A 26,844-nucleotide genomic window follows, 5' to 3' on the forward strand; every position below is an offset into this window, starting at 1 on the left:
TCCACGGTGGTATCGACTCCCCCACCTCCACGGGAACCGGGTGGAAAAACGTCCGTTCAGGCCAGCCCCCGAAGGACCGGGCCCAACTTCTCCCTCACCAGTTCCCCGAGCTCATCGGCCCTCATGAGGACCACGCAGCAGATCCGGCCGTCCCTCTCCCAGCTCACCAGGGCCAGGCGGTCCCCCGCCTTGATGCCGGCCCGCTCGCGGAAATCCTTGGGAAGGACCATCTGCCCCCTCTCATCCACGCTCACCAGCGTCTCCACCCGGCAACCGGTGGACCCGGACGGGGCACAGCAGGCCTCCTCCGCCTTCCTCGCCGCCATGGACGCCTCCTCGCTCTCCACTGCGATCTGTGTTTGAATTTTCTGAATATTCTTATATTTCAGAAAATTACTGCAAAAGTCAAGCCGCACCCGGAGGTGCGGCGGAGGGCCAGGGAGACCATTCCCCGGAGCAGGCTCCGGAAGTATTCGTGCCGGGTCCCGTCGGCCCTTCCCCACAGGCGGCGGACCTTATCCGCCCAGGGGCCGAAGAAGGCGGGGTGTTCCGGGTAGTCCCCGTACGACCTACGCAGGGCCGCGGCGGTGCCGGCCAGGGCGGCCATGCGCGCCAGGGAGGAGGGGCGCAATTTCCCGGAGGCGATCCCCCGGGCCATGGTGGGAAGCCCCCCTGGCCACCTCCGCGAGGTCGGACCTCAGCTCGTATTCCAGGTTGAAGCCACGGTCCCCTCCTCGCTGAAGATGCCGGGCACGGAATAGAGGAAGTCTGTCCCCCTTTCCATGACTCCATGTACACCACCAGGGTGTCCAGGTCTTCCGGGGGGTCGTCCTCCCATCAGGGACTTACGGGAACCCTCGTCCTCACCGCCCCCCGGAGCCCGGAGGCGTCCACCACCAGGCGACCGCGCAGTTCGTACTCCGAATCCCCCCTGCGGACCCTCATTCCCTTCGGGAATCCCCTCTTCCAAAGCAGGTCCAGGAATTCCGTCTCCTCCCGGAATTCCACCCCCTCCTCCGCCGCGTAACCCCGCAGGCGCCTCATGAAAGCCGGTTTGTCCATGTCCAGGGTTACCAGGCGGGCGGTGACCCGATGTCCGCCCCCCGTGGACCACATGGTAATGGTTTCCAGGCGGTGCAGCAGCTTCTTTCCCCGCGGGAGGGGGATGGCGAACCTCTCGAAGGAAGGTTTTTCCATGTGGAAGGGCCCTATGGACCTGCCCAGCGAATCCAGTCTCTACCTCTCCAGCACCAGGCAGCGGAAACCCGCCTCTGCCAGCTTCCAGGACAGATAGGTGCCCGACGTCCCCGCGCCTACGATGATCGCGTCGTATTCATCCGCCACCGTTGGTCGCCCCTTTTCTCTCCCCGCCTTCGCCGTCCCCGGAAGGACGAGGGATACTCTCCCCTCTCCTCTCTCCCCTTCCCCCGCCACCGCGCATCCCGCCATCGTCGCCTGTTCCCTTTTCCGGGCCGGCCCCACCCCGGCCTTCTCGCGGCCTTTCTATATATATGACCCAAGGTGGGAGCCTTCGATTTTCCCGTGGGACCCGGCTCCCTGCCTCCCATCCGTCGCCGACCTCGATTCCGCCTGCTGCCCGCAAGGTCTTGCCCGGGCCCGCACCGCATGCCTGCCGGGCACAATCTCACCGCGGACCCGGATATTACTCCTATCTCTCGCCGCCGTGAACCGTTCCCGACCCTCCCTCCGGGTCTCGTAGCCCGCAGGGCCAAGCCATGATCTTCCCTTGAATCGGCAGCGTTCCTCCCGCTTCCTCAGACCAGGATATCGCGCCGCTCGAACAGGTAGACCGAAAGCGCTTCCAGCGCCAGCGACGCGGCCAGGAGCACCAGGACGTGCATGGCGTTCAGCCCGTTCTTTAGGGGGTCGGCCGCGATGTAGTAATAGAAGGGAGATACCCTGCTCCAGGGCTTGAGCCCCTCCACCAGGCTGGAGAGGGAGTAGAGGAAGAAGGAGGCCACCGCCACGGCGGCGGCGACGCCCACCGCCCGCCCGCGCCTGCCGGTCAGGCAACCCACGGCCAGGGCCAGCGAGCCGAAGAAAAGGGCCAGGAGGACGCAGGAGAGACATGCCGCCGCCAGCCGCGCGGCACTGATATCCATTCCCACCCCGGCGGCGCCCAGGGCCAGGGAGGCCCAGAGGACCAGCCCCAGGCAGAGAACCGCGGTGAACATGGCCGCCGCCTTCTCCAGCACCACCCGGCGCCGGGACACGGGATTGGCCAGGAGGATGTCCAGGGTTCCCTTCCCCTCCTCTCCGGCCACGGCCGCGCTTCCCCGGGAGACGGCGAAGATGATGAAAAGGATGGGGGCCATCATGAAGAACAGCTCTCCCTGGAGGTACCCGGCCGGGGAGGTGTAATCCTCCGCGTTCTCCCCGATGAAGGCCTTCATCCACTCCGGCGCTTCCTCCAGGAACTCGGTCACCGCCGGAGTCCTGGAGATGGTGGGATAATAGGCCACCAGGAAGACGCAGAGGGCTACTATCCCCACCGTCCACCAGGCGAAGGAGACCCGCTGGTCCCGCAGGGTCTTCAGGTATATGTTCCTAAGCATGGCTCGCGCCTCCGGATTCCCCGCCCCCCTCGCGGTACATCTCCAGGAATATCTCCTCCAGGCCCACCTCGGGACTTACCACGTTGAGGACCTCGAAGCGGGCCACCGCCTTCACCAGGGCATCCACGCTCCCGGTCACCGTGCAGGTAAGTACGCGGTCCTCCAGGCGCAGGTCCCGCACCCCCGGGATATCCCGGAAATCCCGCGGGGATACCGGGTTCGCGAAGTGGATCTCCAGCCTGCGCAGCGCCTTCCGCTTCAGCGCCTCCACCTCGTCCACGGCCACCAGGGTGCCCTCGCGGATCATCCCCACCCGGTCACACATCCTCTCCACCTCCGGGAGGTTGTGGGAGGAGATGAAATATGTGGTGCCCTCCCCTGCCGTCTCCCGCACTAGGCGGTGGAACTCGTTCTGCATCAGGGGGTCCAGGCCGCTGGTGGGCTCGTCCATGATCAAGAGTTCGGGGCGGTGGATGAAGGCCTGGAGGATGGCCAGCTTCTGGCGGTTACCCCGGGAGAGGGTCCTGATGGGACGGTCCAGGTCGCACTCCAGGCGCTCGGCCAGGAGGGAGACGTAGCCTCGGTCCACCCCGCCCCTCAGGTTCCCCAGGAAGCGCAGGAACTCCTCGCCGGTGAGGTTCTCGTAGAGCACGGGTTCCCCGGGCAGGTAACCCACCCGCCGCCGTATTTCCACGGAGCGCGAACGTACGTCCATGCCCAGGACCTCCGCCCTCCCGGCGCTGGGCCGGATGAGGTCCAGGAGCAGGCGGATGGTGGTGGTCTTTCCCGCCCCGTTGGGTCCCAGGTAGCCGAAGACCTCGCCGCGCCTCACCTCGAGGTTCAGGTCCCTGACCCCGCGGGCGCGGCCGTAATACTTGGTCAGTCCCTCGGTGAGTATGACCGTGTCGGCCATCCGCCGACTCCTTTCCGCCCTCTCTCATCACGCCGGACCCGAGATCCTCCTCCGCGGGCCGCCGGACCCGCGGCCCCCGTGCAAGCACTGCGCCTCCGGGTGCATCTCAGCCCGACGCCTTACTTCTCACCTCCGCCCGCATGAGTATCCTACCACAGGCTCCCCGCGGCCAGGCGTCACCGTAGCAGGAGATGGGGATGTCGAAAAGGGTTCCCGAGAACTCTGGTTCCTCCTCCACTCCCTGGGCCATCCTCTCCAGGAGGAGCATGACCCGGAACCAGGCCTTGTGCAGGGCCATGATGCAGGGGTCCTTTCCCGTTTCCCGCCGCAGCACACGTCCCACGGAATCCAGGACCACCTCGTCGCCCGACACGTGGCCGGCGGGGCAGCCCACCGCCTCCACCACCCTGAGCACCACCCGGAGGTCCCGGAACCTCTCCATGGCCCGCAGGCGCATGACCCTCTCGGGGCGGGAAAGGAAGACCTCCATCTCCTCCGGGGAGAGGGGCAGGTCGGACGAAGGTGCGGGGGCGCAGGTGGCGGCATCGCGCTCCCCCGCGGAGTCCTTGAACGCCCGGTCCCGCCCCCGCTGCCGCCGGTCGGTGATAAAAAGGTAGGGAAGGAGGCGCAGCATGCCGCGCACCGCCTCCAGGAAGGGCATCCTCTCCCTGCTCACCCGGAAAACGCACCTCCCCAGGCCGCCCTGCTCCAGGCCCGGGTCCGTACAGGCCACGGTGTGGAAGACCATGTCGTTGGGGTCCCTGCCCCGCAGCATGTGGTCATAATAGGAATAGATGACCGGCGAGAGCTGGGAAAGGCCGTGGACGCATATGGTGGCCGGACTTTTCCTCCTGATCAGTCCCCCCATGGCATCGAAATACAGGGGACGTCCCTCGTAGTTCTGGCCCATGCAGTGGCGCGAGTACACCGGCTCCGCCTTTATCCAGTAGAACATGTCCCTGACGCTGATGGCATCCAGCAGGCCGGTGCGCCTGGCCTTCTCCAGCTCCTCCGGGGTGTAACCCCAGCGGTTCCTTATCAACCTCATGGTAACTTTTTCCATCAGGCCACCCATCCTCGCCACCTCCTTCTCTCTATATCCCGCCCGGCCCCACTCCCGGACGGGAGAAAGACCGGGCCTCCCCGCCCTTCCCTCGTCCATCCCCTACGGTCGGCAAGTGATTCCCGAAAGGAACAGACCTCTTATCTCCCCGGCCACCATCCCGCGTTCCGATCCCTGTCCTGGTCAACGGGCCAGGGACATCTCACCGGTAGCGGTTTCTATTCTCTTCCCCGCCTCGATCCGGGGCAACCCACCGCCTCCACCCGCAAAGCCGGCATACGGCTCCGAATGCTGAAACCAGGCCGGTTTCAAGGCCCCTACCGGGAGGAGGCTGCATTATACTTAAGGTTGATGCTTCCGGCCCCGCGGGAGGATAAACCGGGAGCCGGAGGACGGGTCCACGGGGGCGGATGGTAACGTGCCTCACGCGCCGGAAGGGAGGAGAAATGAACCGGGGCTACCCTTTCTTCGACCGGGAGAGCTGTGACCTGTGCGGGGAATGCCTGGCCCGCTGCCGATACCTGGGCCTTTCCCTCCCGGAGGCGCGCGAGGAGATGCGGCGCCTGGTGGAGGGCCTTCCCACGCGGGTGGTGCACCGCCGGTGCATAAGCTGTTACGCCTGCGACGCCTTTTGCCCCCGGGGATGCCGCCCCTACGAGCTCATCATCTCCGCCTGGCACCGCCGCTACCGCGAGCGGGGCCTGCCCGTTAGGGCCGCCTACCTCATGCCCGCTTCCCGTCCCAACTTCCGCACGGACCTGGTGCAGACCATGAGTCCCCGCGAAAGGGAGCTTCTGCGGCGGTGGCGGGAAACGTCCCCCGAGGGCGAGCTGGTCCTCTACCCCGGCTGCAACGCCCTGGCCCTTCCCCACCTGCTCGACGCTCCCTTCCTCCGGGAGGTGGTCGTCTCCGGCGACTTCGACCTCTGCTGCGGGGAGATGTACTTCCGCATGGGCCTCTTCGACGTGGTCCAAGAGACGGCCGAAAAACTTACCGCCTATTACCGTGGCCGATCCATCGGCACCATGCTCTTCGTGTGCCCCGCGGGCCTGAACATGTTCCGCAACGTCCTCCCCGGCCTCTTCGGGGCGAGGTTTGACTTCCGGACCATGTACCTGGGCGAGTACCTATGGCAGAAAGTGGAAAGCGGCGAGCTGTCCATAAAGAAGAAGCTCGGCCGCCGGGTGGCGGTGCACGATTCCTGCCACGGGAGGATACTGGGGGAGGAGGTCCAGGGCTCGGCCCGCCGCCTTTACACGGCCATGGGGCTGGACCTGGTGGAGCTTTCCGCGGACCCCGGGGAGGGACTGTGCTGCGGCATGGCCGCCGGGTGCAACCGTTACCGTCCCGAGGACATGTACCGGGCGGCGGTCATGGAGCTGCGCGAGGCCGCGCGCACCGGGGCCGACGAGCTGGCCGTCTACTGCGGGGGTTGCCAGCTAACCTTCTCCCTCATGCGTTGGCTCTACCCCACCCGGCAGCCCGTCCGCCACCTGCTGGAATATCTCCAGGAGGCCACGGGAGCGCCCGTCCACCATCCCGCTTCCCGTCGCGCCCTGCATCTGCTGGGAAATATTACCATTAAAGCCCTTCCCGGGATGCTTTCCCGCCGTTCGTACCGTATCCGGATCCCCTGACCGGGATTAACATATCCTCGAACCCCGAGACCCCCTCTCCCTATCTCGCCTTCGAAGCTCGCCCCCCAGGCCCGAACGGGCGACCGCGCCGCCACCGTTCCCCGAGGAAAGCCAGCCTCCCCCGGGGGACTCCCGTCCACTCTCGCGCGCTGCACCATCTCCTACCCATGCGTTACCACCCTCGTAGTCACGTCATCGCGCATCCGCACAAGCGTCCCGGCCACGCACATCCCCAAGACCCCGGAAACACCCACCACGTTCCGGCACGCCGGGGACCCGCACCCCCTCGTTCCGCTGGGGCGAGAATGCCGCCACCACTACCAAAACGCCGGGAGCGACGCGGGATTCACCGTCCACCAACTCCGCGGCGGCCTCCCCGGCCGATAGGGGCCTCGCGGAGCGGCCTTCCCGTGCGGCGAAAGTTGAAGCGGCTCCCGGGGATGAAAGATAATGGGCTTGCCCCCGCCGGCAGGCGGGGCACATCACGGGAAGGAGAATGGCACCGAGAGGGAGGGGGAAAGATGGACTTCGCACTCACCGAGGAACAAAAGGCCCTGCAGCGGACGGTGCACGAGTTCGCCGCCAACGAGATCCGGCCCGTGGCCCGGCAGTACGACGAGAGCGGCGAGTTCCCCTGGGAGGTGATCCGCAAGGCGGCCCGGCTGGAGCTCACCTATTCGGGCGTACCCGAGGAATACGGGGGGCCCGGCCTGGGAATGCTGGACAACGTGATCATCATCGAGGAGCTGGGTTGGGGGTGCGTGGGCATAGCCTCGGCCATCGCCCTCAACCAGATCGCCATCCTCCCCGTTCTGCTGGCGGGTACCGAGGAACAGAGGCGGGAATACCTGGGCCGTCTCACTGACCCCGACAATCCACGCCTGTGCGCCTTCGGTCTTACCGAGCCGGAGGCGGGTTCCGACGCCGCCTCGCTCAAGACCCGCGCCGTCCGGGACGGTGACGAGTACGTGCTCAACGGGCAGAAATGTTTCATCACCAACGGCGGGGTGGCCGACTTCTACACCATCTTCGCCACCGTGGACCCGGAAAAGAGGTACCAGGGCATCACCGCCTTCCTGGTGGACGCGGACACCCCTGGCTTTTCCATCGGGAAGATAGAGCACAAGATGGGCATGCGGGCCTCCCAGACGGCGGAGCTGATCCTCGAGGACGTGCGCGTGCCCGCCTCCAGCGTCCTGCGGGGCGAGGGCCAGGGCTTCTACGTGGCCATGGAGACCCTGGACACCTCCCGGCCCGGGGTGGGAGCCATCGGGGTGGGCCTGGCCCGCGCCGCCTTCGAGGAGGCCCTGGCCTACTCCAAGCAGCGGGTGCAGTTCGGGAAACCCATCTGTCGCCAGCAGGCCATCGCCTTCATGCTGGCGGACATGGCCACCAAGATCGACTACGCCCGCCTCCTCTGCTACCGCGCCGCCTGGATGCTGGACCAGGGGATGAACGCCATCAAGGAATCCTCCATGGCCAAGTACGTGGGAACCGACGTGGCCATGGAGGTGTGCACGGACGCGGTGCAGATCCACGGCGGGTACGGTTACATGAAGGACTACCTGGTGGAGAAGCTCTTCCGGGACGCCAAGATCCTGCAGATCGTGGAGGGCACCAACCAGATCCAGCGCCTGGTCCTCTCCGCCCAGCTCTTGGCCTGAGGGATACCGCCGGCCCGCGCCGCCTCACGTTTTCTCGTAGGTCACGCCCGTGCCGGCGGGTGGGTAGCTGAAATCCACGGCTCCCTTCTCGCAGGCCAGGTAGCAGCTGCCGCATTCCAGGCACCATTGCCGGTACCTGGAGGAGAGGGCGGCCCTGCCCTTGCTTACCTTCCATAGGTCCATGGGACAGATGACCGCGCAGGCGCCGCATCCGTCGCACCCTTCCTCCCGGAGGAAGATGAAGTGGCGGGGGGAAGGCCTTATTCTTACCAGTTTCTTCCTGTCGATGCGCAGGGGCTCCATTCAATTCCCTCCTTCGTCCTCGACCGGGAAGGTCGCGTGCATTCCGATCGTCTTCCGGGTCCCCCTCCCCCTTGCCTCCCGGGTCCCACCCGGATTCATCCGGCATCCGTCCCCTCCCGGGACCTTCGTCCACTTCCGGGTCCGACCGTCCTCACAGGTCCGTGAAGTCGGGCAGGAAACGGCCGAGCAGGGCGCGCAAACCCCGAGCCAGGCCAAGGTAGAAACGCGCTCGCTCCTCCCCCACCTCCATAAGGAGGGGAAGGTAGACCCTGGCCAGGGCCAGGATGGCTGGGAGGTTCTCCGCCACTATGGGAAGCACCCGGGCCATGGCCTCCGCCTTGGGTTCCTGGCCGGACATGAGTAGGTGCACGGCCAGGTCCACAGCCATCTCCTCCAGCTCGCGGCAGACCACCGGGTCCCCGAGCAGCTCGAAGAGCCTGCGCAGCTGCTCCCCGGCCACGAACTCCTGACCCACCGGGCTCTCCCGGAGCCTCTCCCGGTACCTCTCCAGGAAGGCCGGGGAGGCGTCGTTTTCCTCCAGCGACTCCGCGGCCACCTCGGCGGCCAGGCGGCCGGAATACATGGCCTGCCACACTCCCTCGGCGTACAGGGGTTCGGGAAGTCCCGCCGCGTCGCCCACCAGCATGAGGCCACCACAGAGGATGTCCTCCGGCATGCGCTCCATCCAGGTCAGGCAGTGGGCCTGCCACTCCCGCGGCTCCGCCTCCAGCGCCCGCAGCAGCCGTTGCACGGGAGGGGCGAGGATGGTGTCCAGGAGCTCCCGGGCCGGCTTGGCCCGCCTGCGCACCGCCCTGGAGATCAGGCTGTTGGTCACCCCGGGTCCTCCCAGGTGAACCCCGTCGGCGTAGGCGATGAGGAAGTTACCCCCCAGCCCGGGACCGAAGAAGGCATGGAATGCGGCCTCGTGGATGACGCAGTCCATCCTTTCCCGGGGAGCGGCGAAATCGATGATGCAGGTGCTGGTGACCTGGTGCGGTTTCCACCTTTCGCGCAGGCCCGCCGCGCGGGCCACCGTGGAGAGAACCCCGTCCGCCCCGATGGTCAGCGGGGCGCGGTATTCCTCCCCTCCTTCCAGGCGCACTCCCACCACCTTCCCGGCCTCGCGGACCACGCCGGTGACCAGGGAGCGCGTGCGCAGCTCCGCCCCCGCCTTCACCGCCAGGCCCGCCAGGTAGGGATCGAACTCCCGCCGCAGCATGCCCACCACGAAGAAGTCGCGGGCCTGGGGATAGGACATGCGCCTGGAGGGACCGGAGGCCAGGACGAACCTCTCCTCCATCTCCGGGGGTGGGGAGAGGAAGTGGGCCACGCACTCCCGGCCGTAGCGCATGGAAGGAAGTTCCATCTCCCGGATGAAGGGGAAATCCCTCCAGGCCTTGCTGGAAAGCGCGAAGCCGGAGGCGTTCTTCTCCCCCGGGGTATCCGCCCTCTCCAGCAGGAGGGTCCTCAGGCCCGCTTCCGCCGCCGCCAGGGCAGCCGTGCTCCCGCCCGGCCCGGCCCCCACCACGATGAGGTCGTAGCTCTTCACCGCCACCCCTCTCTTCCCAGCCAGTCCCTTTCCTCCAACAGTCTTTTCAACTCCGCGGCCTCGCCCTCCTTTATGCCGGAGAGGTCCATTTCCTCCTCGCCCACGTAGAGGTACGCATCCGCGGCTCCCCGCGGGTCCAGCCGGCGCAGTATATCCTGTTGCCAGCGATTAAAATCCCCCTGCAGGGGTCCCACGACCTTCCGCTGTTGAGGAAAAATGTTCCAGGGCTGGTCGCAGCATTCCCGCAGGGCCTGGAGGAAGAAGTCCAGGACCAGTCCCCTCGCCGCTTCCTGGTGCCCTTCGTCCCGGGGATCGTAATACCACAGCTCCTCGCTGTGGCCGATGGCGCCGCCTTCCCAGGCCATGTCCACGCAGGCGTCGCCCATGTCGTCCACGCAGCCGTTCCTTTCTATCCACTTGCGCTTGATGCCCTCGCTCAGGCGATCCCAGGTGACGGCACTGTCCCAGGAATCGTTGGGCCCCAGCCCGGACTGCATCTGCCCTCCCGGCCGGAAGGCCAGGCCGGGCACCGCTCCGCTGACTATGCTCCAGGTAAAGGAGGGGCCGAGGGGGGTGCTGCCCAGGTCCAGGGCGATACCCCCGTACCTTCCGGTCACCGCCCTGGCCACCCCTTCCTTGAACTTCATCTCCTCCACCGACTCCGCGGCGATCACCAGCATGATGCCGTGCCGCAGGGCCTGGAGAGCGTCCCTTATCCCGCTTCTCCCTTCCAGTAGCCTGCCCAGGTGGGGGAAGAGGATGAGGGGCACCACGCCCACGGCCGCCTTCTGCATGTTGTAGTCCACCCCCTCCTGGGCCAGGTCGTAGAAGGCCTCCCCGAAGGACCGGTAGTCCGGGAAAACCAGGTAGTAGAGCCGGAGCCCGGGTGGCATCTCCATCTCCAGGTCGAAGAAGAGGCCGCGCGGTCGCGGTTGCGGGGGGCCAGGCCAGGGAAAGAGCTTGAGCGCGCAGGCGGTGAAGATGCCGTTGCCGGAGAGGGCTCCCGCCTTACCCCTCATGATGCCGCGCAGGGAAGGGCCCGGGCCGTCGCCGCAGAACCACCCGCATCCCGAACCCAGGGTCCCCAGCCTCAGGACCTCGCCGTCGGGGAGCACCCATTCCACTCCCAGGAGATTGCGCGGGCTGTAGGTCCCGTCGGTCCCCGGTCCGAAGGCGGCACAGGCGCTGGCCAGGGGGGAGACTCCCGCGCCCGCGGAGATCATGTGCACGTTGAGTCCCCGCTTCATGGCCTCGGCCCTCACCTGGCCGCCGCAGGCGTAGGGCTGCACCACGGCGATCATGTTCTTCTCGTCGATGTCCAGGACGCGGTCCATGCGCCTCAGGTCCACCTGGACCACGCCGCCGCCCGACGGTCCGGCCCACGCTCCCCAGCCGGTGGAAAAGGCCTTGAACCTCAAGCCGTGGCGATTACATATCCTTACCACTTCCTGGACCTCTTCGGTGCACCCGGGAAGGACCACCGCCTCCGGCCTGGGTACCTAGAGCCCCAGCTCGTCGTTGAAGGTGGGCTGGAAAGCGTAACCGTCCAGCACCGCCGGCTCCCGGGAGACGTTTTCCTCCCCCACCGCCTCCACCAGTTCCCGGTAGACCTCCCCGGATATCATGTCCCCTCCCTCGGTCGATAAGGATGCGGGCACACCTGTCATCCCCCCACGCCTCTGTCATCCCCCACGCCTATTATGGTACGCGTGCGAGCCGCCGGAAACCGGAAAGGGGGTGATCCGCCTGGAGGCGGGGGGAAAAAACCGGGCCAATCGACTGGTCACGAGCATCGCGGACCTCTGCCGGCGCTTCCCCACGCAGGAGAAATGGCTGCTGGTGCCCGGCTACCGCCTGGGTTACCAGTGGCTGGAGAACGTGGCCCTGGGAGGGGTTGCGGTGTTCAACCTCCGCCTTTTCACCTTGCCGTCGCTGGCCCTGCGGCTGGCGTCCCGGGCCATGCAGGACCAGGGGCTACGCTACGTGCAGGGGTTGGAATACGACCTACTGGTGGGGGAGTTGCTCTCCCGCGTCCTCCCGGAAGACGCTTACCTCCCTCGGGACCGGCTCGAACCCGAGCTGGTGCGGGCAGTGCGCAGGACCCTATCCGACCTCAGGAAAGCAGGCCTGCGCCCGCAGGACCTGGACACCCGGGCCTTCTCCCCTCCACGGAAGGGACATGAACTCAAGGCCCTGCTCGCCGGGCTGCAGGAGGAGCTTCAACGGCGGAAGCTGGTGGACTACGCCGACGTGCTGCGGATGGCCCGCCAGGCGCTCCAGCGGGGCAACCACTTTTGGCCCGAAGGGTTGCGCATCGCCGCCCCCGGGGACCTGGAATCGGACCTGGTGGGACTGGAAAGGAAGCTCTGGGAGAAAATACCAGCTCCCCTGAAGGAGGTCCTCGAGGTGGACCGTCCCGGCTCTCCCGGAGAGGAGGGAAGCGACGTGGCTCTCCTGGGCTGGCTGGGCAGACCCCACCAGGCTCCTCCTCCCGCGGGGGACGGGGCGGTGCGCATCTTCCGGGCCGTGGGGGAGACCAACGAGGTGCGGGAGGTCCTCCGCCGCTGTCTCAGGGAGGGGATACCCGCCGACCGCGTGGAGATCCTGCACACCGACTACGGTACCTATGTCCCCCGCGTCTTCGAGCTGTGCTCCCTTCTCTTCCCGGACCCGGGCGGGGATCCGCCGGCGACCTTCGCCGAGGGGCTTCCCCTGCGCCTCACCCGGCCGGGTCGGGCCCTGCTGGGATGGATACGATGGCTCCAGGAGGACCTTTCCCCGCAGCGCCTGGCGGAGCTGGTCCAGGACGGCCTTTTGCACATCACCGCCGAGGGTGAAGATGAAGGCCGCTTCGACCGCCTGGCCGCCCTGCTCCGAGCCCTTCCCATCCCGCGGGGGAGGGACGGTTACGACCTCATCCTCCGATCCCCGACCGCGGAAATCCCTCCCCCTCCGGAAACGGAGGGTGAGAACGGGCCCAGCCCGGCGGCCGCCTTGAGACCCGGACCGGGGGAGATGGAGCTCCTGCGGGGACTGTGCGCCGGTCTCCTCGCCACCGTACCCGGGGATCCCTCCGACGCGCCGGGACTGCTCCGGGGAGCCGAGGAACTGCTCTCCCGGTGGGTGCGTGCCCTGGACAAGGCGGACCAGTTCGCCCTGCACCTTTTGCGGAGACGGGTGCGGGAGTTCCAACTCTCCATCAAGGGTTCCGGTCCGGACTCCCTTCCCGCCCTGGACTGGCTGGAGGACCTGGTCCGGAGCTCCAGGGTCCTCGGGGAAGGCCCCCGTCCGGGTCGCCTGCACGTGGCTCCCCTGGGAGGCGGCGGTTCCTCGGGAAGGCCGGTGACCTTCATCCTGGGGCTGGACGACGGCCGTTTCCCGGGTGCAGGACTGCAGGATCCCCTTCTCCTGGACAGCGAGCGGGAAAGCCTGTCCTCCTCGCTGGCCACGGCCGCGGACAGGCTGGCCGCGTCCCTGGAGGAACTCTCCTCGCTCTTCTCCCGTCTGCGGGGAAAGGTCGCCCTCTCCTTTTCCGGGTACCAGGTGACCGAGGACCGCGAGATGTTTCCCTCCCAGGCCCTGGTGACCTCCTTCCGCCTTCTCACCGGGTCCCTTACCGCCACCCAGGAGGACCTTCTCCTCCACCTGGCGGACCCCGCCTCCTTCGCCGCCCGGGACCCCGAAGACGCCCTCCTCCCCTCCGAGTGGTGGCTCAGCGCCCTGGGCGGATCGCTACACGACCCGGTCCCCGGTATCATCCTCCCGGCCCACTTTCCCCACCTGTGGCGGGGGCTCCAGGCCACCCGGGCCCGGTGCGGGGAGAACTTCACCGCCTACGACGGGTACGTGCCGGAGGCGGGCCGCGACCTGGACCCGGGGGCGGAGGGCGGCCCGGTGGTCTCCGCCAGTCGCCTGGAAACATATGGCAGGTGCCCCCTAGAGTACTTCTTCCGCTACGTGCTGGAGGTCACCCCCCCGGAGGAATACGGCGACGACCCGGGGACTTGGCTCTCCCCGCTGGAGAGGGGGAACCTCCTGCACACCGTCTTCCGGAGGTTCCACCAAGGCTTGTCCGCCGAGGGGCGCAGCCCGAGTACCAAAGGTGATTGGCATATCCTTGAAAATATACTCCGGGAAGAGGTGGCGCGGTGGTGCCGCATGAAGCCTCCCCCCTCCCCCCGGGCCCTCGAGGAGGAGGTCCGCGAGCTGGAGAGGACGGCGCGCATCTTCCTGCAGGAGGAGGAACTCTGCTGCCGCGAGAGGGAACCCGTCTACCTGGAGGTGGCCGTAGGCATGGAAAGGGAAGGCCTCGGCAATCCCATAGACCGGGCGGAACCCCTGGAGATCCGTCTCCCCGGGGGTGAGCGTATCCGGGTGCGCGGCCGCATCGACCGTGTCGACAGGGTACGGGCAAGCACCGCCGACACCTTCCTGGTCTGTGACTACAAGACGGGCTCCAGCGGTGGTTACGACCCCTCGGATCCCTTCGGCAAGGGAAGGTTCGTCCAGAACTACCTCTACAAGGTCATGGCGGAGGACTGCCTGCGCGGTCTGCACCCGGAAGCCAGGGTCGCCGGTTTCGAGTACTTCTTCCCCGGCACGCGGGCGCACGGTGAACGCATATACTGGGAATCCGACCTCCTCTCCGAGGGTGATCGCGTACTCCACGACCTCTACCTCTCCCTGGCCGCGGGCTGCTTCCCGGCCAGCGACGATCCCAACGACATGCGATACAGCGATTTCCTGCCCGCCCTGGGGGACCCGGACGAGGCGGCGGCGTCCGCCCGAATGAAGCTGGAAAATACCGCCAACCAGATGCTGGAACCCCTGCGAAGGCTGAGGGGGTACGGGGAGGTGAAACGATGAAGTTTCCCGAAGGCCACGGGACACGGGCCGAGGTTTCGCCCCCGGACGTGGAGGCACGTTCCCTTATCGTCACCGCCCTGGACAGGAACCTACTGGTGGAGGCGGCGGCGGGAACCGGGAAGACCTCGGCCATGATTGCTCGCATGCTGGCCCTGCTGCGCTCCGGCTCCTGCCGCCATGTCCGGCACCTGGCGGCGGTCACCTTCACCCGCAAGGCGGCGGCGGAGATCCGCGTCCGCTTCCTGTCCGCCCTGGAACAGGCCTGGCGGGAAGCCGAGGACGGGAAGGAGAGAGAAAGGCTGGAACGTGCCCTGGAGGAAGCGGAGCAGTGCTTCATCGGTACCATCCATTCCTTTTGCGCGCGCATCCTGCGGGAAAGGCCGCTGGAGGCGGGGTTGGGGCTGGAGTTCCGGGAGATCGACGACCTGGAGGATCGGCTCCTGCGCGAGGAGGCCTGGCGGGAATTCAGTAACCGGCTCTTCCTGGGGGATGACCGGGGACTGCTCGCCCGCCTGGAGGAGAAGGGCCTGCAGCTCTCCGACCTCGAGTCTGCTTTCCTCTCCTACGCCGATTTTCCCGACGTGGAGGAATGGCCGCGTCCCGAAGACGTCGTGGACCTCGCCATGCTGGAAAGAGTCCGGGAAGGGCTGAGGGATTACCTCCGCCACGTGGAGGAGCTGGCCCCTTACCTTCCCCGGGACGCGGAGAGGGACACCCTCATCCCGTTGCTGCGCCGCCTCCCCCGCGTCATCTCCCACTACCGGCTGGAAGAACCGGCGGAGCTCATGGAGGCGCTGGAACACCTGGACAGGAGCGTCTCCATAGTACAACGGGTGTGGCGGGAAAGGGCCGGCCTCAGCGGGGAGAAAGCCAAGGAGGAGAAAGAGCGCTGGGAGAGCTTCCGCGACGAGGTGGTCCGGCCCGCCCTTTCCCGGTGGCGGGAATCCCGCTACGCCCTGTGCCTGGAGGTGCTGGAGGCGGCGCGCGGCGTCTACGACGAGATGCGCAGGGAAAGGAAGCTGCTCAACTTCCAGGACTTGCTGGTGGAGGCGGCCCGCCTGCTGCGGGAAAACCCCGCGGCCAGGAAGGAGCTCCAGGGACGCTTCACCCACCTCCTGGTGGACGAGTTCCAGGACACCGACCCGGTGCAGGCGGAGATCATCTTCCTGCTCGTTTCCACTGATCCAGAGGAAAGGGACTGGCGGAAGTGCGTCCCGCGTCCCGGGTCCCTCTTCCTGGTCGGTGATCCCAAGCAGTCCATCTACCGCTTCCGCCGCGCGGACATCTCCATCTACAACGAGGTCAAGGAGCTCGTGCAACGAGGTGGAGGACATGTCCTCAACCTGGCCGCCAACTTCCGTTCCCTGCCCGAGATCACGCACTGGGTGAACTCCGTCTTTTCGCCGCAGGGAGGCGGGGACCCCGATACGGACGAAGCGGGAGGGTTCCCTTCCCGGGCCACCGAGTTCTCGCCCGCCTACGTGGAACTGTTCCCCGCCCTCCCGGAAGTCCCGGAGGATGGTTTCCGCGGCATATACCGGCTTACCATCCCGGGGGAACATGGCCGGACCGAGGAGGCCCTCCCCTATCTCGCCGATCGTATCGCCCGTTTCATCGCCGGCGCCTGCTCGGGAGGGTTGAAAGTCCTGCGCCGCACCGGCAAGGAGCCTTTCTGGAGCTGCGGTCCCGCCGAGCCCTCCGACTTCCTGGTCCTCACCTACCAGAAGGGGGACCTCGCCGTCATCGCTGAAAAGCTGCAGGAGCACGGCGTACCTTGCAGGGTCAGCGGGGGGGAATCCCTGAACCGGGTGCCGGAGCTCCGGCTCCTTCACCTCTGCCTGCGAGCGGTCCTGCGGCCTTATGACTCCCTTGCCCTGCTCGCCGTCCTGCGCAGCGAGCTCTTCGGGTTCAGCGACGCCCAGCTCTACGCCTTCAAGAAGGCGGGGGGAGTCTTCTCCTACCTGGCTTCCCTCCCCTCCACCCTGGACCCGGAATTGCGGGAGCTCTTCGGTGACGCCTTCGATCGCCTGGGAGAATACAGGCGCTGGTTTCATCGCCTCCCCCTCCTGTCCGCCCTGGAGAGGATGGTCGACGACCTCGGCCTGCCGGTCTCCGCCGCGCTGCGACCGGGAGGGGACGTACAGGCGGGAAGCCTGGCCAAGGCCCTGGAGGTGCTGAGGGAGGCCGAGGAGGAGACCTGGACCACTTCCCGGCTGCTCGACCGCCTGGGGCGCCTGGCGGAAAACCGCGAGAGCTACGATGGGATATCCGCCCTTTCCGAGGAGCCCCCGGCGGTAAGGGTAATGAACCTGCACAAGGCCAAGGGGCTCGAGGCCCCGGTGGTCTTCCTGGCCGGGGTCCGCGGAGGGGGAAGCACCAGTGTGGAGAGGCACGTGGATCGATCGCCCGCCGGCACCCGCGGGTACCTGGCCATCCTTCGCGATATCTCCTCTTATAAACGGCAAGTCCTGGCCCACCCCGCGGGCTGGGAGGAACTGGAAGCCAGGGAGCAACGCTTCCTGGAAGCGGAGGCCCTCCGGCTGAGGTACGTGGCCGCCACCCGCGCCTCCAGTGCCATCGTGATAACGGTCCGGGAGAGAAACGACGCCAACCATCCCTGGCGACACTTCGCCCCGCACCTCGAGGAAGCTCCCGAACTTCCGGACCTCTCTTCCCCGGAGGGGAAGGAGGAATCCTCGCCGAAATACCAGGTGCCGCGGGTGGAGGAATTCGTCCTCTCTTCCGCCGCAAGGCGGGAATCTTTCCTCCGTCCCACTTACCAGGTTTTCGCCGCCGGGGGGCTGGCCCGTACCCCCCAGGGGGAAATCCTACCCGAGACGGGCAAGATGGAGGCGTGGTTGGAACTGGAGGAAAGCCCGCGGTCGCCATCTCCTCCCGGCGACACCATCCTATCAGGGCAGGAGAGGACGAGGGCCGATTGCCAGGCCCCCTTGGACACGCCACCATCTCCTGCCAGCGGCAACGCCCCATCAGAAAGCGGGGTTCGGCATCCCCCCTTCTCCCGCGGATCCCCCGACCCCTCGGGCGGGAAAGGGCGAGGCGAGGAGATGAGAACCCGGGACACCGTAGGAGAATCCTCCCAGAATGGGGAACCCGGCGAGGATGTTCATGGGCCGGACTTCGGGGAGGTGGTCCACCTTCTCCTCCAGGCGGCCGCGGAAGGTCCCCCCGAGGGCCTGCCCACCCTGGCCACCGCCCTATTGGAGGAGAGAGACCTGGCCCCGGAGCTGGCGCCTGAGGCGCTGCGACTGGTGGAAAGGGTAAGGTCCTCCTCCCTCTGGGCCCGGGCACTGGCCAGCCGGCAGAGGCTGGTGGAAGTGCCATTCCATTACTTGGAGGAAAAGGCCTTCCCCCTCCCCACCTTGATCAGGGGCGTAGTGGACCTCGCCTTCCGGGAGGAAGACGGCTGGGTCCTGGTGGATTACAAGACGGACCGGGAGGCCTCACGGGATCCCCTGCGCACGGCACGCAGGTATCTCCCCCAGGTCCGCCTTTACGCCTCCGCCTGGGAACGCATGCTCGGGGAAAGGGTTAAGGAGGCCTTCATCTACCTGCTGGAGCCTGACCTTGTGTATCGCTTAAGGCCCGTGGCGGATGGCCGGGGTGCAGGTTGATCTTTCCATGCACGGGGTATGATGGATAAAGGAATGCGTGAAGTCCGGCGACAAGCCCGGCCAGTTAAAGCATGCAAGCGCATCCGCGGACCGGATGATGGATGGATAAATACGCGAGGTCCGGCGACGAACAAGGGAGGTAAAATGAAATATCGCCTGTTAATCTTCATCCCGGCCTCGGTATTCCTTCTTTCCATCGGCCTCCTCGTCGGATGCTCCAGAACGGAGGTGGAAGGGACCCGGGGACAGGATTCCGGGAGCCTGCAGACCGACCCACGCTACCAGGATGGTTACGGCGCTGGCTTCCGGGAAGGCTACAAACGCGGATACGCGGACGGCGGCCTGGGAGCCCACGACCCCCAACCTGAAACGGACCCCGGATGGGACCCTTACTACGCTTCCGGTTACCGGGATGGTTTCCTCGAGGGCTACGAAAAGGGCTACGCGCGAGCCCGGGGCGAAGCCGCCGAAAGGGAGGAAGAAGGCGAGGAAAGCGGAGACGAGATGGCGGAGGTGGAGGCGGCGATGCTCGCCTTCGCCAAGTTCTGCTCCTCCTCAGGCCTGGAATTCCGCATCCAGGACATCGTCATCCATGGGGACGAGGCGGCCGGGATAGCCGTGTGCACCAACGAGATATTGGAGCACGCCCTGGTGATCGTGAGGAAAGGGCCTTCGGGCTGGTACGGCGTGGATTTCGGGACCGGTATCGAGCCTCCGCCCTGGTACCCCTACTACTGACGGGAATTAAGTATTTTTCCGCGTTCCGCCGGAAAACCCGGTCCATGCGGGAATGTGAACAGGAACCTCACCGGGCTCAGCGGCCGGTATAGGCCTCGGCGAAGTACCACGCGGGCCTACCGCCGTTCACTCCCGGGGAGACGTGACCCCCGCGAATGGCCTCCCTCCCATCCCCTCCCCTTCCCATGTCGAAGTACATGGCCCTCTCCGCCACCACCGGCCGGTCCGAGGAGATGATGACGGCCACCTGCGCGGGGGTGCCCAGGGAGGAGAGCTCGGCGTTGACGTTCAGGCTCAGCCTCTGTTCCCCCTTCAGTCGGTAGACAGCTTCCCGGGTCCCTTCACCGGGGCCCAGGAGGTAGGTGACCTTCAGCAGAGTCTCGTCCTTTCCGGGATTCATGACCAGAAGGTATTCCTGGATTCCGGGATAGGCGGAACCCTCGGCGAAATACCAGGTATTGGAAGGTGTCGGCGTGCCGGGAGCCACGTGCCCGTCGTCCCACAAACCGTTAAACACGAAGTACATGGCCCGCTCGCAGGCTATGGGCCTGTCCGCCCGGATAACCGCGGAGACGTCCGAGGCAACGGTACCCTCCAGGCATCGGTTGACCATCAGGGTGGCACGCCCACGGGCGGGAATCTCCACGCGCCACGGCCCTATCTTGCCCCCCGGGGTGACAAGGTGGACGTCGGCCAGGGCCCGCTCCTCCCCCGGGTTGGCCAGGCACAGCCACTCCTCGAAATCCTGGCTCACGTGGCCTTCCGCGAAATACCAGGTGTCGGAGAGCGAGGTCAGCCCGGCTTTCGTGTGTCCTCCGTCGGCGACGAAGGACCCCTTCACGGCCCGGTATTGGAAATACATGGAACGCTCGGCCACCACCGGCGTGTCGGCCTCCAGGACCGCGGAAACCTCGCCCTGAAGATAGCTGTTGACCAGGAAGGTGCGGCGCGAGCAGGCGGGAAGGATATATTCATGGGAAAGGATGCTGCCATGATTTCCCATCAAGGTGAGCTTCAACCTCGCCTCCCGGGAATTGAAGTTTGCCACGCAGAGATATTCGTGGAAGGGCAGGCCGTCGGATGTGTAACCCTCGGCGAAATACCAGGTATCGTCGGGCTCCGGGGTCCCGAAGGAATCCGAGCCCCCGTCCATCCATCCGGCGTAACGGAAATACATGGGTCGCTCGGCGAGCAGGGGTGTCCCGTCCACCGATTCCACCCGCACGGCGAGGTTCTTGTTCCTGAGGTAACGGTTGGCGTTGCAGTCCAGGGTTATCCGGGAGAGACCGGGAACCTCCCGGTACACGGTGAGGTATTCGCTCTTCTCGTCCAGGAAGGTGATCCTGGCCCAGGTGCCTGCGGGCTCCGGGTTGGCGATGCAGAGGAAGGGAAAGAAGCCATAGGAGGTATCCTCGGCCATGAAGATGTCCCGGCTGTCATGGGGGAAACAGGGCTCCCCCAGGTCGGTATTGTCCCCGTCGCCGTTCCTGTCCCCCGGCACCCGGCCGAATATCCAGGAGGGAGTGGCCTGGGGATTGCCGGCCCAGGCCGCCTGCCCCCATACCTGCGTGTTGCTGGAACCCGGCATGCGGTTCTTGCGGTATACGCAACCTGCAGAACCGAGGTAATAATGGGGCCCGGTGAGCAGCCGGTACCCGCTCCCGGCCGCGTAGTCCGCGGAGAGGTCGGGGACGGTCACCTGCCCCACCGGTCGAGAGTGTTCCCGGAAGATGCTCTTCAGGTAGGAGGGAGTGAAGTTGTAGCTGGCGGAAGCGGTGTAGGAGACTATTCCGGTCCGGGGTTGAAGGAAGGTATAGGAATACTCGTTTATCCTCCTGGCAACCTCCGCGTCAGGGAGCAGGGGAGCCCCGTTCTGCATGTCCGCGACCTCCAGCCCCGCCGCATAACAGGTGTGCCGGAGGATGACCATGGCCCGGGGAGCCAGGTTGATGTCCTTTTGCCAGTGGGAGCGGAGGTCCCCGAACTCCACGGTCTCGTAATATCCCTCCTCGGTATCCGTCCTACCCACCCAGGCGGGGTCCTGGGGGAGACAGAAGGCCCAACGGGAGGCATCCCCGTGCCCGTAGTAGATGAGCAGCTGGTAAAGGTTGTCCTCCAGGTGGCGGTGCAGCCGGTAATGAGGACAGGAGGACACGGTGCCGTCAGGGTTATAGGTATCCAGCAGGGAGACCTGGAAGCCGAACTCCTCCAGGGTGTCCACCGTCTCCTGAAGTTCGCTTTCCGCGGCCTGGCGCAGCGGGTCCCCGGCCGAGAAGGCCATGACCAGTAGGGCCTGGAGAGATTCCTCCGCCCGGGGGGAAGGCGAAAACGGGGGCAAGGCGAGGAAGAAGGCCAGCCAGAGGACCACGGCCAATACCCGGCCCGCCGACTTTACTTTCAAGCTTCCGCCACTCCTCAACTCCTCACCCTTCCCCTCTTCACCCACCGGAATCGCGGACAATCCGCCAACGCACCCGAATCGCTTATCCCGGGCAGGGGTCCCCGGCTCGCTCGACCTCGTCTTTCAATAAACCCTCTCTCGTCTACTACCACCCCTGGAAAGAACCCTGCCGCTACCTTCCCATCCCCATCCCGGTAACCAGTCCCGGCCCTTCCGTACTTTCCTATCCACGATCCTCATTCGTCCAACACCGGCCTTTAAAACATTTTCATCTTCGCCTTCCGGCATCCGACCCCCTGCCGGGCGTCCCCTCCCCACCGCGGAGGATGCCGTGCCTGATTCCATCCCCTCTCCCGCGAGCTGCATACGAAGCGGAGGCGATACCGCCTTTCCCCTGCTCCCGGACGATACCCGATACAAGTGCGGCCTCTTCCTCTCTCCCGAAAAAGCTCCAGGGTGGATCCCAACCCCATGGTCGTGTTCCCATAACCCTATCCCCGATCCTTTATCCGGAGGTTGACCGTTTTCAACCCCTCCGGCCATAACACCATCCTTTCTGTAAATCCTTCTCTACCTTACCGACCTCCTCCTTGCCCCTCCATCCAGACACTTTCCGTGATCAGCGCCACGCCTTCCTTGATCGCTCCCCCGCCTCCAGGGCCCCTCCCCGCCAGGTCGAGGAGTGGTGTTGCCCGCTCCTGGCCTCTACTGGCCCATCCCTGCCTCTCCCATGTGACGAACATGTTACCGCCAAATGTATATCCTGTTACGATTCCACCGCAGGCATAAACATACAAGACAAGAACAACGATATTATTCATGAGCCTAGCGGTTGAAGGAGTGAGGGATGCAAAACAGGGAAACGAAGGGATTCTTCTTCAACAAGGTGCTGAAGCGTCCGGTGATCCTGCGCACGTTGCTGCGGGGGCTCAGCCACCACCGGGAGGAGAAGGGCGAAGGAGACGAAGAAAGGGCCGACCTTCCCTCTCCTCCCGGTTTGCCTTTCCAGCGGCTAAAGGGAGATCCTTCGCGGGGCGACCAGACCCTGAAGAAGATATGTGGCCTCTGAGCCTCCGGGGCACCGGCCCGGTGGTGAAGGATTCGCTTCCACCCTGCTTGCCCTCCCCTTTTCCGCCCTAAAGCGAAGGGGTGGTGGTATACAGGCAGAGGATGCCCTCTTGGTGGTTGACCTCCGCCCGGGTGGGTTCGCCCCCCAGCACGCGCAGCAGCAACTCGCGGAGTTCCCGGGCTACCTCTCGCAGGGACCTCCCCTCCAGGACCGTGCCGGCGTTGACGTCCATGTCGTCACGCATGGCCTCGTAGAGACGGGTGTTGCTGGCCACCTTGATGACCGGGACGGCGGGAAATCCGATGGGGTTGCCCCGGCCGGTGGTGAAGATGATGACCTGGCATCCCGCCGCCGCCAACCCGGTCATGGATTCCACGTCATACCCCGGGCCGTCCATGATCACTAGCCCCCGCCTGCCGGGAGGGCAGGCGTAGTCCACCACCTCCGTGACGGGGGAATCGCCTCCCTTGAGGATGCAACCCAGGGATTTCTCCCGGATGGAGCTCATGCCGCCGTCCATGTTCCCGGGAGCTATGGCCAGGTTGGCGAAGGGGCCCAGTATCTCCCGCGTCCTCCGCTCCGCGGCCTCGATGCGTTCCCTCACCACCCTCCCGGTTTCGGGGTCCACGGCGCGACGCTCCAGGATGTGGGCGGTCCCGATCATCTCCGTGGTCTCGGTTAGGACAACCGTTCCGCCCTTTTCCACCAGCCAGTCGGCCACCAGGCCCACGGAGGGGTTGGCGGTGATGCCGGAGAAGGCGTCCGAACCCCCGCACTCTAGTCCCAGGACCACCTCGCTCAGGGGGATCTCCTCCCGCTCCACTCTGGCCGCCTCGTTCCATAAAGCCTGTGCCAGTTCCACCCCCCGCCGCGCTGCCTTGCGTGAACCTCCCACTTCCTGGATCTCCAGGTATTCCACCCTCTTGCCGGACGCCGCTATGTTTTCCGCCAGGTAGGGGGCGCGGAGGGCCTCGCAGCCCAGCCCCACCAGGAGCAGCCCGTAGATATTGGGGTTACGCCCCAGGTTGGTTAGGGTGCGGTAGTGCAGTCCCAGGTCCTCTCCTCCCCTGCCGCAACCGTGCCCGTGGAGCATGGCCACCGCGCCCGGCACCCGGGCCGCGATGGCGGAGGCCACGCCGTTGGCGCAGGCCACGGAGGGGAGGACGGCCACGTGATTTCTCACTCCCACCCTCCCGTCCGGGCGGCGATACCCGAGAAAGGTGTCTTTCCCGCTCATCTACCTCACTCCTCCAGGACCAGGTTGTGGGTGTGCACCCACGATCCGCGGGCGATGTTCTCGGCGGCCCTCCCGATGATCTCCCCGTACTTGATGACCTCCGTCCCCTTGGGAATATCTACCAGGGCCACCTTGTGGCTGCAGGGGATGTCCTCAATCGCCTGCAGACTCTCGCCTCCGGCAAGTCTCACCGTGCCTCCCCTGGGGACGTCCTTCAGGACTACCGCTACGTTGTCCCGGGGATTGATGACCAGGGCGTTGACTTCCATCCTTCCCGCCTCCTTAATGACCTCCTCCTTCCCATCGAGCCCCCTTCTTCCGCTCCCCGTCGAACCACGCGTCGGGGCCACGCCGGTCCCCATCCCCTTGAGCAGGTTCAGCCCCCTCCGCCCGCTCCACCCCCGCTTCACCCACGGACTCACGACGCTTGCCAGGCGCGCCCCCGATACGCCTCACTCCCAGCGGAAGAACCTTACCGCGGCCAGGAAGGCCGCTACCCCCACGCCCACCAGGACCACCACGTCTACCCAGATATCGGCCAGGTGGGCGGCGTCTATCATCACCCCCCGCAGGCCGTCACCCAGGTAATAGAGGGGGAGGCACCGGGCGATGACCCTCACCGGCACCGGGACCCACTCCAGGGAGAAGAAGATACCGGACAGGAACATCATGGGCAGGCCGATGGCCTGCGCGGCCAGTCCTGCGCTCCGCGAGTTGCGGGTCAGGGAAGCGATGAGGAATCCCACGGCCAGGAAGGAAAGGGAGCCGAGGAGAACCAGCAGGGCCATGCCCAGGTAATTGCCCTGCAGCTTCATCCCGAAGGCCAGCACGCCGAAGGCCACCAGCACCACTGCCTGGAGGATGGAGAAGAGCAGAACTGAAACGATGCCGCCGGCCAGGAAGGTGGACAGCGGTAGGGGAGAGACCCTGATCCTCCTCAGTATCCCCTTCTCCCGGTAAGTTGCAATCTCCAGCGAGTAACCGGTGAGGCCGGAGAACATGATGACCATGGCCAGGATGCCAGGGATCATGAAGTCGATGTACTCGAAGTCCTTGGTACCGCCGGCTTCCTCCTCCCTCACGGCGATAACCTCCGGGGCCCCGGTCATCGCCTGCCCCACCTTCTCCAGTATTCCCCTGAGGGTGGAGGAGGTGACCTGGGCAGTGGTCATCTCCGAGCGGTTGACCAGCATCACCACCTCGCCGGTCCGGCCCGCGGACACCCGGTCGCCGAAGCCCTCGGGGATGATGAGGATGGCGTTTCTCTTCCCCTCCCGGAGGGCCTCGCGCTCCACCCCCTCCTCCCCCACCTCCACCTTCAGGGCATCGATACCCTCGAAGGCCTCCACCACCGCGCGGCTGACGGGGGAGCCGTCAATATCCACCAGCCCCACGCTGAGCCTTATCTCCCCCGAGCCGCCGAAGACCAGCCCGAGTATGGCCATGAGTAGGATAGGGAAGAGCAGGAGCCAGAACACGGCCTCCCGCTGGCGCAGGGTCATCTTCAGGTCGTAGATGACGACTTTCAGGAAAGCCCTCATGAACGGATGGTCCTCCCCGTGAGCTTGAGAAAGACGTCCTCCAGGGAGGCCCGCCTCATGTTCACCTCGTGGGCCTCCACGCCCTCCTCTCGACAGAGGGCCATGATCTCCATGAGCGCCTCTTGGGGCCGAGTGGTGATCACCTTGTAGTTGCCTTCGTCCACGCTGGCCATCACCACCCCCGCCAGTCCCGCCAGCCTCTCCACCTCGAGAGGGGGAAGGAGACGAAAGCTGATGTTGCTCTCCGGCACGTGCTCTGATACCAGGTCGCGGGGAACCCCCTGGGCGATTATCCTGCCGTGGTCCATGATGGCCACCCGGTCGCAGAGCGCCTCGGCCTCCTCTATGTAGTGGGTGGTGATGACCACCGTCTTTCCCCGCTCCCTGAGGTGTCCCACCATCTCCCATATGTGCCTCCTAGCCTGGGGATCCAGGCCGGTGGTAGGTTCGTCCAGGAATACCAGGCGGGGGTCGTTAACCAGGGCCAGGGCGATGGACAGGCGCTTGTGCTGCCCCCCCGGAGAGGGTGTTCACCCTCGACTTCGCCTTCTCCCGCAGCTCCGCCAGCTCCAGGAGCGCCCAGGGAGAAAGGGACCGGGTGTAAAAGGAAGCGAAGAGGTCCAGGGTTTCCCACACCGTGAGTTCCTCGAAAAATACCGTGGTTTGGAGCTGGACCCCGATCGACTCCCGTATCTTCCTCTGCTCCCGGCGGGCATCGAGTCCCAGAACGGAGATCTCCCCCGCGTCCGGGTCCCGCAGGGTCTCTATCATCTCCAGGGTGGTGGTCTTACCGGCTCCGTTGGGCCCCAGTATCCCGAATACCTCTCCTTCCTCTATATCCAGGTCCACGCCGTCCACGGCGCGCACGTCCCCATAATATTTCTTCAAACCTCGCACGCTGACGGCTAGCATCCTCAACCTCCAGGAGCCGAAGACGATGTAAAACTTGGTGCGACCTCCTTCCGCCTACCCGGACGATCCGTGGAACTCACGCCCATAATACCCTGCCTTGCCCTTCTGGGATCCAGGAAGGACCGTTTTTTTACCCCCATTACCGGTCCTCCTTAGAAGGAGGTCGCCTGGGGATCCCGGGCCGCCGATACGGTAATGCGCATCTATCATTAGTTTAAGGGATCCGCGTTCAGGGATGAGGAGAGCAAGATGCTATTTCCTTATCCCCGAAGAATGCTTTCCGTTCCCCCAGGAGCTCGTGGGAGAAGGGAAAACCACGGCACCCTCGCCCGCACAGGCTGGACCACGCGGCGCCTCATCCCGGTCCAGGAGCTGAATCTTGCGGCATCCACTCTTCAGATGTCGGTGGGACGAGCTGGCGAACCAGGACCCGTGGGGGCAGGAGCCCATTTACCCTCCCGGTAGTAAAAAGGAAGGCCTTTGCGCAAGCTTCGCCCTTTCCGCTCGGAATCAGGCAAAACGCGATACAGCCCTTCCTCGCTAGCTCCTTCGTTCGCGCGATAACTCGTTGGCTTCCAGGCTTAGCGCGGGGATGATGCGGATTATAGATCTTCCAGTCGAAATTTCTTATATGTAAATCCCTTTAAAATTTTATCATTCATTAGCCCTTGTTGTCCGCCGCATCGGTAGCGTCAAGGATTTTGTGTCAGCCACCTAGCCTTCCTCCTCCCATCCCAGGT

General features: G+C 65.7%; 23 protein-coding genes and 1 pseudogene. 6 read left to right on the plus strand and 18 right to left on the minus strand.

Going from position 1 to position 26,844, the window contains the following annotated elements; genetic code table 11:
• Window positions 1-56: 56 nt before the first annotated feature.
• From QME84_07375 to QME84_07405, 7 genes are all read right to left on the minus strand, one after another.
• Window positions 57-326: an HgcAB-associated protein gene (locus QME84_07375; GenBank protein MDI6874087.1), complete on the minus strand. Its 270-nt coding sequence runs from the start codon at window positions 324-326 to the stop codon at window positions 57-59.
• 59 nt (window positions 327-385) lie between these two features.
• Window positions 386-658, minus strand: a complete 273-nt coding sequence (locus QME84_07380) for a hypothetical protein (protein MDI6874088.1) — start codon at window positions 656-658, stop codon at window positions 386-388.
• A 179-nt stretch (window positions 659-837) separates the two neighbouring features.
• Window positions 838-1,197 carry a tryptophan 7-halogenase gene (locus QME84_07385; GenBank protein ID MDI6874089.1) on the minus strand — a complete coding sequence of 120 codons (360 nt, stop codon included), beginning with the start codon at window positions 1,195-1,197 and terminating at the stop codon, window positions 838-840.
• A 39-nt stretch (window positions 1,198-1,236) separates the two neighbouring features.
• Window positions 1,237-1,449, minus strand: coding sequence for an NAD(P)-binding protein (locus tag QME84_07390; protein ID MDI6874090.1), 213 nt, complete (start codon window positions 1,447-1,449; stop codon window positions 1,237-1,239).
• A gap of 326 nt (window positions 1,450-1,775) precedes the next feature.
• Window positions 1,776-2,576, minus strand: a complete 801-nt coding sequence (locus QME84_07395; GenBank protein MDI6874091.1) for an ABC transporter permease subunit — start codon at window positions 2,574-2,576, stop codon at window positions 1,776-1,778.
• Window positions 2,569-3,489, minus strand: coding sequence for an ABC transporter ATP-binding protein (locus QME84_07400; protein ID MDI6874092.1), 921 nt, complete (start codon window positions 3,487-3,489; stop codon window positions 2,569-2,571). Before QME84_07400 ends, QME84_07395 begins: the two co-directional genes overlap by 8 nt.
• 106 nt (window positions 3,490-3,595) lie before the next feature.
• Window positions 3,596-4,564 carry a hypothetical protein gene (locus QME84_07405; protein MDI6874093.1) on the minus strand — a complete coding sequence of 323 codons (969 nt, stop codon included), beginning with the start codon at window positions 4,562-4,564 and terminating at the stop codon, window positions 3,596-3,598.
• Between the two features lie 434 nt (window positions 4,565-4,998).
• Between QME84_07405 and QME84_07410 the strand changes: the two genes are divergently transcribed.
• Both QME84_07410 and QME84_07415 read left to right on the plus strand, forming a co-directional pair.
• Complete coding sequence (locus tag QME84_07410) at window positions 4,999-6,189, plus strand: (Fe-S)-binding protein (GenBank protein MDI6874094.1); 1,191 nt, start codon at window positions 4,999-5,001, stop codon at window positions 6,187-6,189.
• A 521-nt stretch (window positions 6,190-6,710) separates the two neighbouring features.
• Window positions 6,711-7,853 (plus strand): acyl-CoA dehydrogenase family protein, encoded by a 1,143-nt coding sequence (locus tag QME84_07415; GenBank protein ID MDI6874095.1) that lies wholly within the window; start codon window positions 6,711-6,713, stop codon window positions 7,851-7,853.
• Between the two features lie 24 nt (window positions 7,854-7,877).
• On the opposite strand, the gene QME84_07420 is transcribed toward QME84_07415, so the two are convergent.
• The 4 genes from QME84_07420 to QME84_07435 all read right to left on the minus strand — a co-directional run bounded on the left by QME84_07420 (window position 7,878) and on the right by QME84_07435 (window position 11,330).
• Complete coding sequence (locus tag QME84_07420) at window positions 7,878-8,156, minus strand: 4Fe-4S dicluster domain-containing protein (GenBank protein MDI6874096.1); 279 nt, start codon at window positions 8,154-8,156, stop codon at window positions 7,878-7,880.
• Window positions 8,157-8,307: 151 nt separating this feature from the next.
• Window positions 8,308-9,711: an NAD(P)/FAD-dependent oxidoreductase gene (locus QME84_07425; GenBank protein MDI6874097.1), complete on the minus strand. Its 1,404-nt coding sequence runs from the start codon at window positions 9,709-9,711 to the stop codon at window positions 8,308-8,310.
• A complete protein-coding gene (locus QME84_07430) occupies window positions 9,702-11,186 on the minus strand; it encodes an FAD-dependent oxidoreductase (GenBank protein MDI6874098.1) in 1,485 nt (494 codons plus the stop codon). Before QME84_07430 ends, QME84_07425 begins: the two co-directional genes overlap by 10 nt.
• Window positions 11,187-11,204: 18 nt before the next feature.
• Window positions 11,205-11,330, minus strand: a complete 126-nt coding sequence (locus tag QME84_07435; protein ID MDI6874099.1) for a hypothetical protein — start codon at window positions 11,328-11,330, stop codon at window positions 11,205-11,207.
• Window positions 11,331-11,442: 112 nt separating this feature from the next.
• On the opposite strand from QME84_07435, the gene QME84_07440 reads away from it, so the two are divergent.
• The 3 genes from QME84_07440 to QME84_07450 all read left to right on the plus strand — a co-directional run bounded on the left by QME84_07440 (window position 11,443) and on the right by QME84_07450 (window position 18,944).
• On the plus strand, window positions 11,443-14,571 hold the full coding sequence (locus QME84_07440; GenBank protein ID MDI6874100.1) for a PD-(D/E)XK nuclease family protein: 3,129 nt from the start codon (window positions 11,443-11,445) through the stop codon (window positions 14,569-14,571).
• Window positions 14,568-18,206 carry a UvrD-helicase domain-containing protein gene (locus tag QME84_07445; GenBank protein ID MDI6874101.1) on the plus strand — a complete coding sequence of 1,213 codons (3,639 nt, stop codon included), beginning with the start codon at window positions 14,568-14,570 and terminating at the stop codon, window positions 18,204-18,206. Before QME84_07440 ends, QME84_07445 begins: the two co-directional genes overlap by 4 nt.
• Before the next feature lie 144 nt (window positions 18,207-18,350).
• The gene (locus tag QME84_07450; GenBank protein MDI6874102.1) at window positions 18,351-18,944 is read left to right on the plus strand and encodes a hypothetical protein; all 594 of its coding nucleotides are present in this window, start codon (window positions 18,351-18,353) and stop codon (window positions 18,942-18,944) included.
• Window positions 18,945-19,020: 76 nt separating this feature from the next.
• Here QME84_07450 and QME84_07455 read toward each other — a convergent pair whose 3' ends face one another.
• Window positions 19,021-21,345 carry a hypothetical protein gene (locus tag QME84_07455; protein MDI6874103.1) on the minus strand — a complete coding sequence of 775 codons (2,325 nt, stop codon included), beginning with the start codon at window positions 21,343-21,345 and terminating at the stop codon, window positions 19,021-19,023.
• A gap of 847 nt (window positions 21,346-22,192) precedes the next feature.
• Here QME84_07455 and QME84_07460 point away from each other — a divergent pair.
• Window positions 22,193-22,414 (plus strand): hypothetical protein, encoded by a 222-nt coding sequence (locus QME84_07460; GenBank protein MDI6874104.1) that lies wholly within the window; start codon window positions 22,193-22,195, stop codon window positions 22,412-22,414.
• 67 nt (window positions 22,415-22,481) lie between these two features.
• Here QME84_07460 and QME84_07465 read toward each other — a convergent pair whose 3' ends face one another.
• From QME84_07465 to QME84_07490, 6 genes and pseudogenes are all read right to left on the minus strand, one after another.
• The gene (locus tag QME84_07465; protein ID MDI6874105.1) at window positions 22,482-23,651 is read right to left on the minus strand and encodes a UxaA family hydrolase; all 1,170 of its coding nucleotides are present in this window, start codon (window positions 23,649-23,651) and stop codon (window positions 22,482-22,484) included.
• 5 nt (window positions 23,652-23,656) lie between these two features.
• Window positions 23,657-24,061: a UxaA family hydrolase gene (locus tag QME84_07470; protein MDI6874106.1), complete on the minus strand. Its 405-nt coding sequence runs from the start codon at window positions 24,059-24,061 to the stop codon at window positions 23,657-23,659.
• Window positions 24,062-24,103: 42 nt separating this feature from the next.
• Window positions 24,104-25,192 (minus strand): ABC transporter permease, encoded by a 1,089-nt coding sequence (locus QME84_07475; GenBank protein ID MDI6874107.1) that lies wholly within the window; start codon window positions 25,190-25,192, stop codon window positions 24,104-24,106.
• Window positions 25,189-25,593: a hypothetical protein gene (locus QME84_07480; protein MDI6874108.1), complete on the minus strand. Its 405-nt coding sequence runs from the start codon at window positions 25,591-25,593 to the stop codon at window positions 25,189-25,191. Before QME84_07480 ends, QME84_07475 begins: the two co-directional genes overlap by 4 nt.
• 9 nt (window positions 25,594-25,602) lie before the next feature.
• Window positions 25,603-25,647: pseudogene (locus QME84_07485) on the minus strand (hypothetical protein).
• Between the two features lie 19 nt (window positions 25,648-25,666).
• The gene (locus QME84_07490) at window positions 25,667-26,104 is read right to left on the minus strand and encodes an ABC transporter ATP-binding protein (GenBank protein ID MDI6874109.1); all 438 of its coding nucleotides are present in this window, start codon (window positions 26,102-26,104) and stop codon (window positions 25,667-25,669) included.
• Between the last annotated feature and the right edge of the window lie 740 nt (window positions 26,105-26,844).

It is taken from the genome of Actinomycetota bacterium (assembly GCA_030019255.1).
Lineage (GTDB): Bacteria > Actinomycetota > Geothermincolia > Geothermincolales > RBG-13-55-18 > Solincola_A.